Source organism: Streptomyces sp. NBC_01224, assembly GCF_036002945.1.
Classification (GTDB): domain Bacteria; phylum Actinomycetota; class Actinomycetes; order Streptomycetales; family Streptomycetaceae; genus Streptomyces.
Genome location: NZ_CP108529.1, coordinates 111,639 through 126,656 on the forward strand (window position 1 = coordinate 111,639; position 15,018 = coordinate 126,656).

The 15,018-nt window shown below is 69.6% G+C and carries 10 protein-coding genes and 4 pseudogenes; 6 read left to right on the forward strand and 8 right to left on the reverse strand.

Going from position 1 to position 15,018, the window contains the following annotated elements; translation table 11 throughout:
• Positions 1–281: 281 nt before the first annotated feature.
• The 3 genes and pseudogenes from OG609_RS00565 to OG609_RS00575 form a co-directional block, all read right to left on the reverse strand.
• Positions 282–989, reverse strand: a complete 708-nt coding sequence (locus OG609_RS00565; protein WP_327270913.1) for a B3/B4 domain-containing protein — start codon at positions 987–989, stop codon at positions 282–284.
• Positions 990–1,026: 37 nt separating this feature from the next.
• A pseudogene (locus OG609_RS00570) lies at positions 1,027–1,673 on the reverse strand (FMN-binding negative transcriptional regulator).
• Positions 1,674–1,719: 46 nt separating this feature from the next.
• Positions 1,720–2,556: an EamA family transporter gene (locus tag OG609_RS00575; protein WP_327270914.1), complete on the reverse strand. Its 837-nt coding sequence runs from the start codon at positions 2,554–2,556 to the stop codon at positions 1,720–1,722.
• A 117-nt stretch (positions 2,557–2,673) separates the two neighbouring features.
• Between OG609_RS00575 and OG609_RS00580 the strand changes: the two genes are divergently transcribed.
• From OG609_RS00580 to OG609_RS00590, 3 genes and pseudogenes are all read left to right on the forward strand, one after another.
• A complete protein-coding gene (locus OG609_RS00580) occupies positions 2,674–3,258 on the forward strand; it encodes a helix-turn-helix domain-containing protein (protein ID WP_327270915.1) in 585 nt (194 codons plus the stop codon).
• An 826-nt stretch (positions 3,259–4,084) separates the two neighbouring features.
• Positions 4,085–5,051, forward strand: a pseudogene (locus tag OG609_RS00585) (MFS transporter).
• Between the two features lie 45 nt (positions 5,052–5,096).
• Positions 5,097–5,342: pseudogene (locus OG609_RS00590) on the forward strand (transposase family protein); the annotation flags it as partial.
• A 63-nt stretch (positions 5,343–5,405) separates the two neighbouring features.
• Here OG609_RS00590 and OG609_RS00595 read toward each other — a convergent pair.
• Complete coding sequence (locus OG609_RS00595) at positions 5,406–6,005, reverse strand: AAA family ATPase (RefSeq protein ID WP_327270916.1); 600 nt, start codon at positions 6,003–6,005, stop codon at positions 5,406–5,408.
• Positions 6,006–6,260: 255 nt separating this feature from the next.
• On the opposite strand from OG609_RS00595, the pseudogene OG609_RS00600 reads away from it, so the two are divergent.
• Positions 6,261–6,708: pseudogene (locus OG609_RS00600) on the forward strand (GNAT family N-acetyltransferase); the annotation flags it as partial.
• Positions 6,709–7,088: 380 nt separating this feature from the next.
• Here OG609_RS00600 and OG609_RS00605 read toward each other — a convergent pair.
• Positions 7,089–8,051, reverse strand: a complete 963-nt coding sequence (locus OG609_RS00605; protein WP_266366517.1) for a helix-turn-helix domain-containing protein — start codon at positions 8,049–8,051, stop codon at positions 7,089–7,091.
• A 91-nt stretch (positions 8,052–8,142) separates the two neighbouring features.
• Here OG609_RS00605 and OG609_RS00610 point away from each other — a divergent pair, with 91 nt between their 5' ends.
• Positions 8,143–12,372: a S8 family serine peptidase gene (locus OG609_RS00610; RefSeq protein WP_327270917.1), complete on the forward strand. Its 4,230-nt coding sequence runs from the start codon at positions 8,143–8,145 to the stop codon at positions 12,370–12,372.
• Positions 12,373–12,914: 542 nt separating this feature from the next.
• Here the strand turns inward: OG609_RS00610 and OG609_RS00615 are convergent.
• A complete protein-coding gene (locus OG609_RS00615; protein WP_327270918.1) occupies positions 12,915–13,493 on the reverse strand; it encodes a hypothetical protein in 579 nt (192 codons plus the stop codon).
• Between OG609_RS00615 and OG609_RS00620 the strand changes: the two genes are divergently transcribed.
• On the forward strand, positions 13,492–13,650 hold the full coding sequence (locus tag OG609_RS00620; RefSeq protein ID WP_327270919.1) for a hypothetical protein: 159 nt from the start codon (positions 13,492–13,494) through the stop codon (positions 13,648–13,650). The two genes, OG609_RS00615 and OG609_RS00620, sit on opposite strands and share 2 nt — an antisense overlap.
• A gap of 66 nt (positions 13,651–13,716) precedes the next feature.
• Here OG609_RS00620 and OG609_RS00625 read toward each other — a convergent pair whose 3' ends face one another.
• Positions 13,717–14,367: a hypothetical protein gene (locus tag OG609_RS00625; RefSeq protein ID WP_327270920.1), complete on the reverse strand. Its 651-nt coding sequence runs from the start codon at positions 14,365–14,367 to the stop codon at positions 13,717–13,719.
• Positions 14,360–14,869, reverse strand: a complete 510-nt coding sequence (locus tag OG609_RS00630) for a SigE family RNA polymerase sigma factor (protein ID WP_327270921.1) — start codon at positions 14,867–14,869, stop codon at positions 14,360–14,362. The genes OG609_RS00625 and OG609_RS00630 overlap by 8 nt, the downstream gene beginning before the upstream one ends.
• Between the last annotated feature and the right edge of the window lie 149 nt (positions 14,870–15,018).

The following is a 15,018-nucleotide window of genomic DNA, read 5'->3' on the forward strand; positions in this document are numbered from 1 at the left end:
AGGTTGCATCAGGAGGTGCGCGAGCTCCAGGCGCTAGCCGTAGATCACTTGACTTCGTGTCGTCGCCGACCAGTGCTCAACCAGGAACTCGCCGCCACACGAGGCCAACTCGACGAACGGACCGAAGAACTGGAGTCCGCGCCCGCGCCGCCAACCGCGAGCTGACAAGAGTCCTGAACCAGCGCGCGTGAGCCTGCGTGTCACCGCTGCCCGGAGAGGTCCACGAGATCTTCGGGGGCTTTCCTGGCGCGACACCGGGGCCCAGGGGGCGGTGAAGATCCTCAGACGGTGACCTGGGACTGTGCCGGGCTGAGGTAATACACGGCGGTCTGTTCGGCGTGAAGGGCAAGCAGCCCCTGCAGCTCCTCCGCTGCGCCCTTGAGGAGGTGGCCATCACGGGTGGCGTGGAGGGTTTCGAGGACGAAGGCCACATGTGTGGAGTCCTCGGTGACGCGGGTGCGGTGGGTGTCGCGGTGGTTCCAGTGGCGGGTCAGGACGCCGGTGGTGTCCGCGTAGATGATCTCGCCGATCTTGGGGTTCTCGACGGTGTCGGGTTCGCCGAGCGGGGTGAAGGACTCGGTGCCGTCCGCGTGGCGGATGTCGACGTCGCCGGTGACGTGGTCCAGGTCGAAGGCGCCGGCGGGCAGGCCGTGCTGCACGGAGACGCCGTTGTAGGAGTCGACGGCCGGGTTGATGCGGGGCAGGGCCCCGTTCTTCGCGAGGCGGCGGCCGAGCGCGTCGACGCTGGGGCGGATGCGGCGGGGGTTGGTGCCGAAGGAGCGGTAGGCGGTGTGCCACGCCTCGATGCGGGGGTCGGTCTCGTCGGCGGGCTGCCAGGTGCCGTCGGCGAGCTGCTGCTCCAAGTCTTCCAGGGCGGCGGCGGTCTGGGGCCAGGGTTCGTGGCCGCGCAGGCCGGTGGCGGTGACCAGGGCGATGAGGGTGTCGGGGAAAGCGTCTGCGACGGCGGGGGCGAGGCGGAAGTCGGTCATGTGCGGGGGTCCGTTTCGTGTGCGTGCGGGGTGGGGTTCAGGGTTTCCAGGGGCCGATGCGGTCCAGTCGGCGGCGCTGCTGGCGTGCGGTGGGGGCGTCGAGGCCCTGACCGCGTGCGGTGAGGTGGTCGGCGACGGCGGTGCGGTGCTCGACGGGTTTGTGGTCGTCGTATTTGAACTTGGCCAGCACTTCGGTGACTTCCAGGCTCAGGCCGCGGATGCCGGGCAACATTCGGCCGTAGGGGGATCGTCGACGGCGACGGGGGCGTGGTCTCCGTCGGGCTGGAAGTGGGCGAGCTGGCGGCGCAGCAGTTCGGCCTTGGCCTCGGGGTCGTCGACGATGTGGGCGCGGCAGGTGAACTGGACGGCCGTGTAGTAGCTGGTGGGGACGCCGTCGGTGGGCGGGGTGCCGACCTTGGCGCGCCAGTGGCCGGGGATGAATGCGTAGTCGCCGGTGACGGTGAGGACGACGTTGGGGTCGTGCTCGATCGCCTTCCAGACCGGGTTGGGCCGGGCGAGGTGGACCAGGAGGTGGGGTCCGTCGCTGGTGAAGTGGGTAGGTACGGCGATGGGCGGGTGGCCGTGCAGGCTGTTGACGCTCAGGACTCCGAAGTCGTGTCCTTCGGTGATCCAGGTCTGCCATTCGGCTTCGTCCAGGCCGGCGTCCCAGGGCTGGATGAACATGCTGGTCTCCTTGCGAAGCGGTGGCGTGGTGGGTGGCGCGGCTTGCTCAAGTAAGGGCAAGGAGGCTGACCGCGACGGCGGCGGTGCCCAGGCCGACGAGCTGGCCGCGATGGATGCGCTCGGCGAGCACGCTGCGGGCGAGCAGGACGGTGCCGGCCGGGTAGAGGGCCGTGATCACGGCGACGACGGTGAGGTCACCACTGCGGGCAGCGAGCAGGAACAGCAGGTTCGCCACGGAGTCCAGCACACCTGCGGCTGCCGACATCGCGTAGGCGGGGCGCTCGGATCCGAGCTTGCGGTACATCAGCCCTGCTGCGGCCAGGGTGACGGCCGAGGAGACCGCCCGGCCCACGATCAGCGGGGCCACGCCGCTGTCGGACGGCGCCTGGTTCAGAAAGATCAGCTGAACGGCGATGGCGGCGCCCGCACCCAGGGCCAGCAGCAGCGCGGTACGTGAAGGGCGCGCCGACCCGGCGCCGTGTCCGGCGCTGACCAGCACCACCGCCACCAGCGCGAGCGACAGACCCACCAGCCCTGCGGCGCCCAGGTGCTCGCCCTGCAGCAGACCCACACCGACGGGCAGCGCGGCGGACACCACGGCGGTCACGGGCGACAGCACGTGCATCGGACCGATCGCCAGGGTGCGGTAGAGCAGGGCGAACGCGGCGGCCGAGGCGACCCCGGACGCGGCGCCCCAGCCGAGAGCACCGGCGCTGAACGAGGCGCCGAAGAACGGCCACAGCAGCAGCTCGACCGCGAGACTGGCCGGGGCCGCGATCATCACGGTACGCAGCACATGAGCCTTACAGGAGCCGAGGCCACCGAGGAAGTCGGCGCACCCGTAGGCGAGTGAGCTGCCGAGGGCCAGCAGCAGAGCGATCACGGTACATCCCTTACTATTCAATGGAACGACTGAACCGTACAACGGATCGACCGGTCAGTGTCAACCAAACGACCGCACGGTGCATTCCAGTGGTCCACTCGCGAGGATGGTGATCGGATGGCCGAGACAGCCGCAGCCCTGCGGACGCTCGCGCACAACGTCAGGGCGGCCCGCACTCGCGCCGGCCTGTCCCTGGACGAGCTCGGCCGACGTGCCCAGGTCAGCAAGGGCGCGTTGGTGGGACTGGAGAAAGCCCAGGGCAACCCCAACTTCGCCACCCTGGTCCGGCTGGCCGACACTCTCGGCATCTCGGTGTCCGCACTGATGGAAGGACCGGCCGAAGGTCGCGTCCGCGTCGTGACCGCCGACGCCGTGGCCCCCCTGTGGACCGGAGCGCAGGGCAGCGAAGCCCGGCTCATGCTGACGACCTCAGGCCCGGCCCCGGTCGAGGTCTGGCGCTGGCAACTGGAGCCCGGCGAGGAGTACCCCAGCCACCCCCACCAGGCCGGAGTCGTGGAAACCGTCAGCGTCACCTCCGGCCGGATGACCGTGGTCGTCTCCGGCACCGAGCACCCCGTCGAAGCCGGACAGACCGCCACCTTCGACGGCGATGCCCCCCACGCCTACCGCGGCTCCGGCACCCAAACCTGCCACCTGATCATGACGGTTCACCTGCCGCCCGGCCCTGCCTCCACAACCTGACCCCCCGCGGCGCGGGCCAGGTTGTCGATCCATGCGAACCACCCCGGCCTTGCAGATCACCTGAACCGGCGACAACGCCACACAGAACACCCGCCCCACCCCACGCCACGACCTGCACGCAGTCGGCAAACCGGGCCCAGCGAAGCGACGGACGAAGAACTGTGGAGAGTCCCCCCGCTGCCCGGCAGCGATCACGATCGACATCGGCTTCCGGCCGACGGCCGGATGCAGCTTGGTCGTCAGGCCGCCGCGAGAGCGTCCGAGGCCGTGGTCGTCCGGCTCGGTGCCGACGACGCCGGACGGCTCCTTCTGAAGGTCCCCTTTTCTTCCGCGCTCCGGCCGCGTGCTGGTGGGCCCGGCACATGGTGGAGTCGACGTTGATGTCCCGGCTGATGAGTTCCTTGGCATCCACCTGGGCCTGCAATTCGATGAAGATCCTCCGCCAGGTTCCGTCCGTTGCCACCGGCGGAACAAGTCGTACACCCGGCCCCAGGGGCCGTACCGCTCCGGGACGTCCCGCCGGGGAGGCCAGTGCGGGTCCGAAACCGTATGCCGTCGATCAGCTGCCGCCTCTCCCCTATCGGTGGAACGTCCCAGCTTCTTGCCCCCGGGGCAACAACGGCGCCAAGGCGCCAACCGGGCCCACTGAGCCTTTCTCGGTAACGTCTCGTGACGGTTCGTGATCTTGCTCAGCTGGTGCGTCCGGGTTCCAGCTGGAGCGGGACCAGGGCCGCGCGGGCGATCCTGGTGATGCTGCCGGGGTCGAGGCTGAGCCGCAATGGGAGTAGGCAGCGCGCTGATCACGCCCGCCAACTTGGCCATCCTTATGTGGACTTTCACCAGCCCCGCGCGGACAACCGCGATCGCCATTTCCTCGACATCCGCCGGTGCCGGAATGGCTGCAGGCCCGGTGTTGGCAGGGTTGCTTCTCGACCATTTCTGGCGGGGCTCGGTCTTTCTGGTCAATGTCCCGGTCGTGGCGCTGGCGTTAGTCGGGATTGCTCCTCTTTTCTATGACCGCCGCCACCTTCTACAACGCGTTCTACCTGCAGGGCGCACGCGGCTTTTCGCCGATGGAGGCGGGCTTGGCCAGTCTCCCGACCGCGCTCGGTGCCATCCTGGGGGCGCCCCTTGGCGCACGTCTGGTTCGCCGCTGGTCGCTATACCCTGTCACCGCACCAGCGCTCACCGTGGCGGCGCCGGCCATGGGCGCGTACGGGTTCCTCGGGCTGCAAACCCCACTCATCTGGATCGAGATCCTGTTGTTGGTCCAGGGCCTCTCAATCGGCATGGTGATCGGCCCAGTGACGGCAGCATTGATCAGCTCCCTGCCGTTGGAACGGGCCGGTGCCGGGTCGGCCGTCACCAACACCGTGCCCGAGACCGGCAGCGTGATCGGGATCGCGGTTGGCGGCACGATCATGTCGATCGTGTATCGGCGCGTGATCGAACCCTCGTTGAGCGATGTGCCCGGGCCGGTGCAGGACCGGGCGCGGGTTTCCGCCGAACAGGCCCGGCATGTCGCCACCGCGATCCACCGGCCCACTCTTGCGCACGCTGCCGATGATGCGTTTATTCACGCTATGCACGTCGGCGCGGCCTGGATCATGCTCATCGCACTCTTCGGAGCAGCTGTGCTTGCGATTGCCTTGCGTCCTGTCGGAAAGCCCACGGGGCCGGTAGAGGAGCCGGACTACGATCGAGGAGGCAGCCGATCCGCGACTGGGGCGCCCCCTCATTCCGGGGCCGATAACCAACCCGCTCATGAGGGCGATGACGTGGGCAGCCACTGACACACTGAGGTGTTCTCAGTAACGCGACGTAGGAAGCATGATGACTACGAGAACGCCGGACCCGGTCTCCACCACCCGGTCGAGAATCCCAAGGACGGCGAACTCACCGAAGAACAATGGACGTTCAACGCCGTCGTCCGCGGCATCCACGTGGTCGCCGAACGCGCCAATGCCCTCCTCGAGGTCACCTTCAAGGCCCTGCGCCGCGTCAGCCTCGACCCCAAAGCGATCACCCGGATCGCCCGCGCCGCCCTGGTCCTGCTCCAGCTCGAACACGGCCACACCACATGAAAGTTGATCACGAACCGTCACGAGACGTTACCGAGAAGGGCTCACTGAGTATCCGTCAGATCTCTACACGCCACCTGGCGAACATTTCAGAGGTTGATCGACTTCGGGGACGGACGCCAGACCGGTCACGGACAGAATCGCCTCGACTGTCTCTTCAACCGTCAGGGCAGTGTTGTCGATCCAGGTTCCCTGCTGCCCGAGCTCGGAGCGCATCGCCTCATCCAGGGGCGACCAGTCCGTGGTCAAGACCTTCTCCCGCGCCTGGTTGCGCTGCCACGCGACCGCCGGGCCGGGAGCCAGGATGACGATGTGGAGCGGCACTGCCGCCAGCGTCGTGCGGTAGAAGTCAAGGTGGGCATGGCGGACCACAACATCATCGAGCACGGGGATGAAGCTCGCTCGCGCGAAGCTGTCCGCCAAAAGGCACGCGTTGCGAGCCCGCAGGAAGATCTGCCGGTCGGCTTCCGCGTTTTCGGCCGACGAGGGCCATTGCCCACCGCTGACGATCATCAACTGGAGTGCGTCCACCTCAATATGGGCCGACATCCGGAGCCGGCCGGCCAGCGCGGCAGCCACCGTGGTCTTCCCACTCCCAGGGATGCCGGTCAGCAGGACAGCCCCGGCGGCCGACTCACGGTCGATGGGTACCGGATTCACACTCATGCGAGTTCTCCAAGCGCAGCGATCAGGACCCTGAGAGTACGCGTTGCCCCGTGATCCGCCGAGCCAGCGACTACTTGATGCACTTTCGACACACGCCCAGCAGCCAAGGGGGTGCATGCCATTGGGCCTGGCGTCGTGACCAGTCAGGAGCACAGATGAGAAATAGCGTTGATTCCCTGGTGACCGGTCTGGATGCCGACTGGCTGGAGGCGGTGAGGATGCTCGGTTGTGTTGAAGGTGTCTGCGCGCGATCTGATGCATGCGGACTTGACGTCGTGCGGGTGGTCAGGGTCTGAACAGCACTTGGCCGGCGTCGCGGAGCAGTTGGAGCGCGCCCGGCTCGGAGAGGTCGACTACCTTGCGGTTTGCACTGCAACCGGAATTCCCGTGGCGAAGGATGGGATCGACTACCGCGTCAAGGAGGGTGTCGGCACTCTGTGGCAGCTTGCAGTCCATCCCGCATTGCAGTCCTGTGGGATCGGCACGTTCCTTGGGGACGCAGCGGAGCAACGCATCAGGAACCGCAGTCTGTCGCAGGCCGAGCTCGGCGTGGAGGAGAACAACCCCCGGGCTCGGGCAGCCCTACGATCGACTGGGCCATGTCTCCTTCGACCGTCAGCCGGACTTGTGGGACGAGCAAGCCCCAGATGGGTCGTTACGCCGGTACGAAATGATGTGCACCTTGATACCCAAGGACCTCTCCTGGGTTCAGCCACCTCCGTCGACGAACGCCGGAGCGGACGGCTTCCGGTCGCTCCAGGTCAAGACGCCGGGAACGGCGCACCCGGATCGCGGCTACACGCGAACCAGAGCGTTCCACCGGTCCGTTGGCTTCCTCTCACTGGAGGAGACGAATGACCTCTGGCCGGGAAACCCATGCCTGATCACGGTGAAGTGGCCGGCGCTCCAGTCCTGACTCTGTGCCGAGCCACAGGATGCTCGCGTCCAGGATAGGGGCGGAGCCAAGCAGGGGTGCTTTGTTGACTGTGCGTAGTGCTCCGCGGGCGGCGGGTCGCCCGGCATGGCACGCGCGCCTGGACGACATCCACTCATTGCCGCCCCAGCTGCTGCCGGCGTGCTGTCTCACAACCAGCCGCGGCGGGCTGCGATCACTCCGGCCTGGAAGCGGTTGGCGGCGCCGAGGAGGTCGTGCAGGCGGCTGATGCGGCGGCGCATGGTGCGGACGGACCAGCCGAGCTGGCGGGCTATCGCCTCGTCCTTGAGGCCGCTGACCAGGAGGGTGAGCACGAGTCGGTCCTCCTCGCCGAGGGGGTCCTCGGCGGGGGCGTTCAGGGGCAGGGCCTGCTTCCAGCACATTTCCCAGTAGCCGGTGAGGGCATCGAGCAGGGTGGACGGGCGGATCACCGCGGCGCGGACGTCGTTGAGGTCGAGGGAGAGCGGCATCAGGGCGAGCTTGCGGTCGGCGATGGCGAGTTTGATGCCCAGGCCGGGCAGGACGCGGGCCTGTTCGCCGTGCCGGACCAGCTCGCGGATGTCGTCGAGGACGCCCGGCCATTCCAGGGCCTCGGGGGCGTAGACCGCGCGGTACCGTACGCCGCGGCCGAGCGCCGTCGCCTCCACCGGGTTGGAGGTGGTCAGGGCGTACGGCGGCCGGTCCAGGGTCATCACGTCCTCGTGGGCCTCCTGCTGAAGGCGGACGAACCAGCGGCCGAGCGCCTCGCTGCCGGTGGTGATCTCCACCTCGTCCTCATAGGTCGCGCCGGTGCGCGCGGCGGCGAACAGCCGGGACAGCTCGTCGGCCGCCGAACGGACCCGCTCCAGCTCATTGCTTCTGGCCCGCACCAACGCCTCGACGGCGGCGCCCGGCTCGATCGCGGCGTACCGGCGGCGGGAGCCGGCGAGCCGGCCGACCAGCCCGTGGTCGCGGAGCCGGTCCAGCGCCCTGGCGACGCGCTCGGCCGAACAGTCGAGATCCGCGGTGAGTTCGGCAGGCGCCGCCGTCCGCCGGGTCAGAACGGCGCGGTAGACGCTCTCGTCGAACGGATCGATGCCTGCCGCAGTGAGTTGCGGTGTCTCGGGAGTCATGGACGGATGGTGGCCCAATTGTGCCAGCGGCAGCAATGGGCCACGAAGATCAGTTGTGCGGCAAGTGCCCTCACCACTAGGACTTTTACGCATGGCAATGAAGTCACGAAGATCGCGTCATGCCGCCCTCGCCGCCGTTGTTCTCGCCGGCACGTTGGCGGCGACACCGGGTGCCGCCAACGCGTCCACGCCCGACCCGTCGCAACGAGTGCTCGTCGAACTGTCCGGGAACCCAGCGGTCACCGCCGCGCCCGGTGGATCGCTGCTGTCCGCCGAGGCCGCCCGCGGCGTCGGCGCCGCCCGCCGCGCGCTCGACGCGCGCCAGGAGACGTTCCTCGGCTCGGCGAAGAGCGCCGGGCTGCACCCTTCGGCGACCCGCAAACTGGGCCTGCTCATCGATGCCGTGGCAATGACGGTGCCCGCGTCCGAGGTGAGGCGGCTGTCCTCGCTGCCGGGCGTCACCGCCGTCCGCCCCGACACCCGGGTGCTGACGAAGACGGACGTGAGCGTGCCGCTGATCGGCGCACCCGGCGTCTGGCAGCGCAAGGACCCGGCCGGAGAACGCGTCACCGGCAAGGGGACCACCGTCGCGATCCTGGACAGCGGCGTGGACTACACCCACCCCGACCTGGGCGGCGGACTCGGCAAGGGGCACAAGGTCGTCGGCGGGCACGACTTCGTCAACGGTGACGAGGACCCGATGGACGACAACGGCCACGGCACCCACGTCGCCGGCATCGTCGCGGGCAAGGCGGCTGAGAAGGGCGGCATCACCGGCGTGGCGCCCGGCGCGAATCTGCTGGCCTACAAGGTGATGGACGCCGACGGCTCCGGCTACACGTCGGACATCATCGCCGGAATCGAGGCGGCCTCCGATCCGGCCAACCCGCACCGCGCCGATGTCATCAACATGAGCCTCGGCAGCCCGGGCGACGGCACCGACCCGCTGGGCCGCGCCGCGACCGCGGCCGTACAAGCCGGTGTGGTCGTGGTGGCCGCAGCCGGCAACGACGGACCGGGCACGGGTACGGTCAGCAGCCCCGCAACGGCCGACGGCGTGGTCGCGGTCGGCGCGTCGACAAGCAATCTGAGGCTGCCCAGCGCCTATCTGGCCGGCAAGAAACCCGAGTTGATCCAGACCTACCGCGGCATCCTGTCCGCGAACCCGCCGGAGCACCCCGTCACGGCGCCGCTCGTCGATGTCGGCGAGGGCACCGCCGAGGACTGGAAGCGGGTCGGCGACGTACGCGGAAAGATCGTACGGGCGCAGATGCTCATCGCCTCCGACGCCCGGTACCTGACGGCGAACGCCGTGGAGTGGGCGAAGGAGGCGGAGAAGCGCGGCGCGATCGGCGTGCTGGCCGGCCTGCCCTCCAACGACGGCCCGGTGTTCGTCGCCGGAGCACCGGAAGAGGTTCGGCCGCCGGAGGTGAACCCTGAGCCGGGAGTGGCCCAGGTGCCGTCCCCGTCCGCGCGGATCGACGCCTCCGGCGACTCGCTGCGCATGGACCACCTGGCGGTCATGGGCATCGACTCGACCCAGTACACGGAGTTGAGCGCCCGACTCGCCGCCGGGAAGGTCTCGGTGACGCTGCGCGGCACCGACACGACCGACCGGATCGCCTCGTTCTCCTCACGCGGTCCCGCACAGGGCTTCGGTTTGAAGCCCGATCTGGTCGCACCGGGCGTGGAGATCCGCTCCACCGTGCCCAAGGCACTTTACGGGCCCGGCGAGTACCGCATGTCGGGCACATCGATGGCGACCCCGCACGTCGCCGGCGCTGCGGCCCTGCTGCGCCAGCTGCATCCCGGCCGGGCACCTGCCGAGATCAAGGCCGCGTTGGTCGGCACCGCGAAGCCGCTGAGCGGCAGCGGGCCCACGACGCAGGGCTCGGGCCGGCTCGATGTGGCCGCAGCCGCCTCGGCCACGGTCAGCGCCTCGCCGGCGTCGGTGTCGTTCGGACTCGCCGATCTGTCCCGGCGTCACGTCGGCGGCATCGCGAAGGTGACGCTGCGGAACTCCGGCAAGCGGCCGGTCGCGACCTCGCTGCGGACCGACGGTCCGGCCACGGTCTCGGCGAAGCGGGTCACCGTACCGGCCGGGGGGACCGCGACCGTCACGGTCTCGATGCGCGTCGCCCGACCGGCGGCCGACACCGAGATCAGCGGCCGTCTCACGGCTACTCCCGACCGGGGACCGGCGATCAGGGTGCCCTATCTGCTCGCCGTCCGGTATCTGGCCGTCCAGGCCGCACCCGACCCGAGCGACGGTCGCTCGACCGTGCACATCGCCCCGCCCACCCGGCTGGCCGCACCCCCGGTCGTCACCGTCACTCCGCCTCGCGGCAAGTCCGTCGACGTCACTTCCACGCTCGATCCCGCCAGCGGCTACTACCGGGCCGAGGTGACCGGCAGCGTGGCCGGTGCCTACCGGGTCTCGGTACGCGGCACCGCCGACACCGGGCAGCGGCTCACCGGCGCCGGCGCCTTCGAGGTCACCCCGGTCGACAGCCGCGGGGACCGCTGGGAGCCGGTCGGCCCCAACAGCGAGGCCGGTTCGGTCGCCCTCTCGCCGAGTCGGCCGAAGCAGGCCGTCCTCACCCAGTACCAGAAGGCGGCTCCCTGGCTGACCACCGACAACGGTGCCTCCTGGCGCCAGTTGGGCCGACTGCCCGTCGCGGACGGCACGGGTCCGCTCGTGGTGGACACGAAGAATCCCGACCGCTGGTGGTACGCCGTGAACAGCGTTCACGACGGCAGTCGGCGGGGCGCCATCCTGCGCACCGATGACAACGGGCGGACCTGGCGCACGCTCGACGTCCCGGACACCCGCATCGTGGCGCTCGCCGCCGATGAACGGACCCGCACCCTGGTCGCGGTCACCTCGGACGCACTGCTGGTCAGCACAGACGCGGGCGACCACTGGACGACGTATCCGACCGGCGTCACCGGCGGCATCACCGCCGCCGCCGTCACCGGTGACACCCTCTATATGACGACCTATCACGGCGTCTGGGCCCGCTCCGGCATCGGCTCGGGCAACCCCGGCGAGGCACGCCTGCTCTTCGCCCCGTCCGGCGGGGGCGTCGGCGGGCTGGCAGCCGACTCCTCGGTCGTGGCGGTGTATGTCCCGGGCCGGGGAGTTGTCGGTTCCCGTGACGGCGGGGAGACCTGGACCACCCTGCTCTCCATGACGGACGGCGGCCTCCGCCTGACCGTCTCGGGTGACGACCTGTACCTGAGCACGGTGTCCGGCAGCGGCCGCCTCAGCCGCGACCACGGTCGGACGTGGACCACGGTCGCCGCGCCGTCGCGCGCAGCGCTACCGATGGACTACGACCGTTGGGCCGACGGTTCCGTCACCGTCTCCAGCGAGCAGGACGGTCTCTACCGGGGTGCCGCGGATGGCACCGGATATCGGCGGATCGGCGTCCAGGGACTGACCGTCAACGATCTCGCCGTCAGTGACGGCCATCTGCTCGCCGCCACCGACAGCTCGGTCTACCGCACCGCCCTTCCCGTCGCGAGCCCGGAATGGGGCCGGTCGGGCGGCGAGGGCATGAGGGGCGTGACTGTCCCGCAACTTGCCGTGTCGGCCAAAGATCCGAAGGTGATCTGGAAGGTGCGGCGCACCGCGTTCGGCTCATTCACCGTCGAGCGCAGCGGCGACGGCGGTGCCACCTGGGAGAAGAGGGGCAGTTCGGCGGAGGTGCCGACCGCGCTCCTGGTCCACCCCGCCGACCCGAACCGGGTCATGGTCAGCTTCCGAAGCCTTCTGGGCCAGGGGCTGTTCGCCACCAGTGACGGCGGCACGACGTGGAAGAACCTCTACCACGAACGCTCCTTCGACACCATCGCGGGCGACCCCGCAAACCCGCTGCGCCTGTGGCTCGGCAACACCGCCGGTCTCTACCGGTCCGACGACGGCGGGGTGACCGTCACCAAGGTCGCCGACGGCCCGGTGACCGCGATCGACCTCGACGGACGGCGCCTGGTCATCGGCGGTGAGAGTGTCCGCGTCAGCACCGACGGCGGCCGGACCTTCCGCACCGCGGACACCGGCGCTCTCGCGATCCATGTCTCCGACCTGCTCCGGGTCAAGGACACGCTCTACGCGGCCACCACCAGCTCCAGGGCCAGCGGCCTCCTGCAAGGCGGCCGCGGCGTACTGCGCAGCACCGACCACGGTCTGAGCTGGCACAACATCTCAACCGGCCTACAGAACACCGACACCACCAAACTGGCCGCAAGCCCCGACGGCCGCACGCTCTACGTCGGCACCGTCGACGGCGGCGTGCACCGTCTCAACCTGCGCCACTGATCAATACGGATCGGGCGCCCGGACGGAACCTCTGTCCGGGCGCCCGATCCACGCGTTGACCCGGCCGGTGGATCAGCGCTACGACCACGACGGCCGGGCCGCCCAGCGCGGGCGTATCGGGCCATTTGGCCTCGGAGGTGAAGCCGGGCACGGCCTGCATCATCGCCAATGTGACCAGCCTCTGTGGGCGGATCTGAGCTACCGGCAGCTGGAGCGCCGGGCCAACGCCGCGGAGAGGTGCTGACACAGAAGCGGCGTGCCTTCACGGGCTGCGCACCAAGCTGTGCGACGACGTCGACGCCCTGGACAGCTACCTCCCGCCCCGCATCGCGGAGATGGCGCGCAAGTGGCCGACGCCCTCGAAGTGCCCCGGCCAGCCGCCGTGTGACGGGCGCCGCCTGCGGTCATGAGCGGGCGGCCGGGGAGATGCAGGGCACGGTGTACGCGGATACCCGCCGTAGCCCCGTCACCTCCGCGTGAATGCAGCAACCCCATACGGGAGATCGGGTCGGCCGGCACCCGGGCCGGCCCGATCTCCAGGATCAGCGGCGGAGGGCGTATCGGGTCAGGCGGGAGCGGGCGGCCTGTTCGCTGATCCCGAGCGCCTGAGCGACGGTGTCCCACCGCGGCCCGTCCACGGTGTCAACGCTGAACGCGGCGTCCGTCGCCACCCACTCGGTAAGGCGTTCCAGGGCCGCGACGGCCCGGAGTGCGGCCAGCGGTTCATCGGCAACCAGAGCAGTGAGGCGCGTCTCAACCTGATCGAGGAGGGCGGTGAGGTCCGCGGGCACGGGCACCGTGCGGGCTCGTACCTCGGTGATGTGGGTGTCCCAGTCGCCTTCCGGTCCGCTGGTGTCGGCCAGGTACGGGCGCCGGCGGTCGACGGTCTCCCAGTCGAGCGGGTAGCGGGCGCTGCCGCGCCAGCCACAGGAGCACGCACCGCGCAGTTCGGTGGCAAGCGGGGCGCCGAGCGTGCCGTCGTAGACCCACCAGTCAACGCTCTGGTGCACCGTCGGCCCGCTCCCGGCATCGAAATACACCGGGCCCGGCTCCGTGCCATCGGCCAGCAGAACCCCGGGCCGCCCCTCATGCTCTCTGCCGAACTCCTCGGTGTCCCACATGACGAACTCCTCCCTCACCGGCCGGAACACCGGTGACACTCGGACCGGCCCGGCGGCGGCGCACCGCAAGCTCAGCCCCCGTCGCGGACCCGGCCAGCTCACCCACGACCTTGCCCGAGCCGTACCAGGTCCGGCAGGCGAATACCCGAACCGGTGAACCGTCCGTCTCCGCTGGGCCGGCGGGACGCCGATGCGAGACGCGCCTCGAACCGGTACCAGGACACTATTGCGGCACCGATGCCCCGTACTGCACCTCGACCACCCCGACCCATGCTCCCCAGCGCCGCACGCTGACTTCGAGCCGGGGGCCGTTGCCGTTCGTCATACCGCTGTAGCTGCCGCCCTCTTTGTGCTCCTTCAGGCCGCAGTCGCGCAGCGTCTGCCCGAGCCCGCGGACCGAGTCGAGGGCCTGGTCGGTGTTCGCGTATTGAGAGACGCGGTACCGGGCCTTGGCGTCGCCCTTACCCGTGTAGGTGCTGGTGAACTGCTGCTCGGGGTTCTGGACGCCACCGGGCCAGCCGTTGCACACGCCGCCCAGGCCGGCCTGCGGCAGTGCGGTCTCATCGTTGTCGGGACCTTCGTAGTCGACTTTCCAGTGCACGGCCGCGTACATCGGCAACTCCGAGGGCTCCAGGTTCTGCACCACACCGTGCGACATAAACGGGTTCGCGCCTTCCGAAGCCACGCCCGCATCGCGCGAGCCGGGCGTCAGATCCGTCCACGAGCCGAGACCCGCCGCCGTCACGGCGGCCAATGCCACTGCAACCAGACCAACCCGCTGCCGTGACCGGCGGCGCTCGCCGCGGGCACGTACGGCCTGCGCGGACGCAAGCCGCACCGGGACACCGTCCAGCATTTCCTCGACGTCAGCCATTCGTGACAACCCCCTCGTCGTATGTGTCGATGTCCGTGAGCCGCTTACCGAGCAGTTTGCGAGCCCTGCTGAGCCTGGTCCTTACGGCGCCGCTCGACGAGCCTGTCTCGCGCGCCACGTCCTCCACCGGAAGGTCAAGCAGGTGGTGCAGCACTACCGCCCGCCGCTGGTCCGCGCTCAGCTCGCGCAGCGCCGTTACCAGGGCAACGCGATCCTCGGACAGCCCGGGCAAGTCCGGTGCAGGGCCGTGCCGCAGATGGGCGCGGAACCGGTTGCGGGTACGCCGCCAGGTGCTGATCGCCAGCCGGGACGCGACGGTGCGCACCCATGGCAGCGGGTCCCCTTCCCGTGTGAGCCGGCCCCATCTCTGCCAGGCCCGTGCATAGGCCTCCTGCACCGCATCCTCGGCCTCGGCCAGGTCCCCGGTCATTGCATAGACCGTGGCGACCAGCCGTTTGGCCGTGGCGGCGTAGAAGGCGTCGAACTCTGCTTCGGTCGACATGTGCCCCCGTTCCTATCCGTGCCTGTATCGCTTCCTGCCATAAGCACGCCCGGGCGGCCCGCAGTGTTAGAACCGAAATGGCGCCCGCGAGATCCGAGTCACCGACAGACCGGACTCGGTACTCCTCGACCAGCCTTGACGCCCGAGAC

What these genes read in the sequence shown, in the direction of transcription:
- OG609_RS00565 (WP_327270913.1), bottom strand. Translation starts at nt 989, where the DNA reads ATGACCGACTTCCGCCTCGCCCCCGCCGTCGCAGACGCTTTCCCCGAC.
- OG609_RS00580 (WP_327270915.1), top strand. Translation starts at nt 2,674, where the DNA reads ATGGCCGAGACAGCCGCAGCCCTGCGGACGCTCGCGCACAACGTCAGG.
- OG609_RS00595 (WP_327270916.1), bottom strand. Translation starts at nt 6,005, where the DNA reads ATGAGTGTGAATCCGGTACCCATCGACCGTGAGTCGGCCGCCGGGGCT.
- OG609_RS00605 (WP_266366517.1), bottom strand. Translation starts at nt 8,051, where the DNA reads ATGACTCCCGAGACACCGCAACTCACTGCGGCAGGCATCGATCCGTTC.
- OG609_RS00610 (WP_327270917.1), top strand. Translation starts at nt 8,143, where the DNA reads ATGGCAATGAAGTCACGAAGATCGCGTCATGCCGCCCTCGCCGCCGTT.
- OG609_RS00620 (WP_327270919.1), top strand. Translation starts at nt 13,492, where the DNA reads ATGACGAACTCCTCCCTCACCGGCCGGAACACCGGTGACACTCGGACC.
- OG609_RS00615 (WP_327270918.1), bottom strand. Translation starts at nt 13,493, where the DNA reads ATGTGGGACACCGAGGAGTTCGGCAGAGAGCATGAGGGGCGGCCCGGG.
- OG609_RS00625 (WP_327270920.1), bottom strand. Translation starts at nt 14,367, where the DNA reads ATGGCTGACGTCGAGGAAATGCTGGACGGTGTCCCGGTGCGGCTTGCG.
- OG609_RS00630 (WP_327270921.1), bottom strand. Translation starts at nt 14,869, where the DNA reads ATGTCGACCGAAGCAGAGTTCGACGCCTTCTACGCCGCCACGGCCAAA.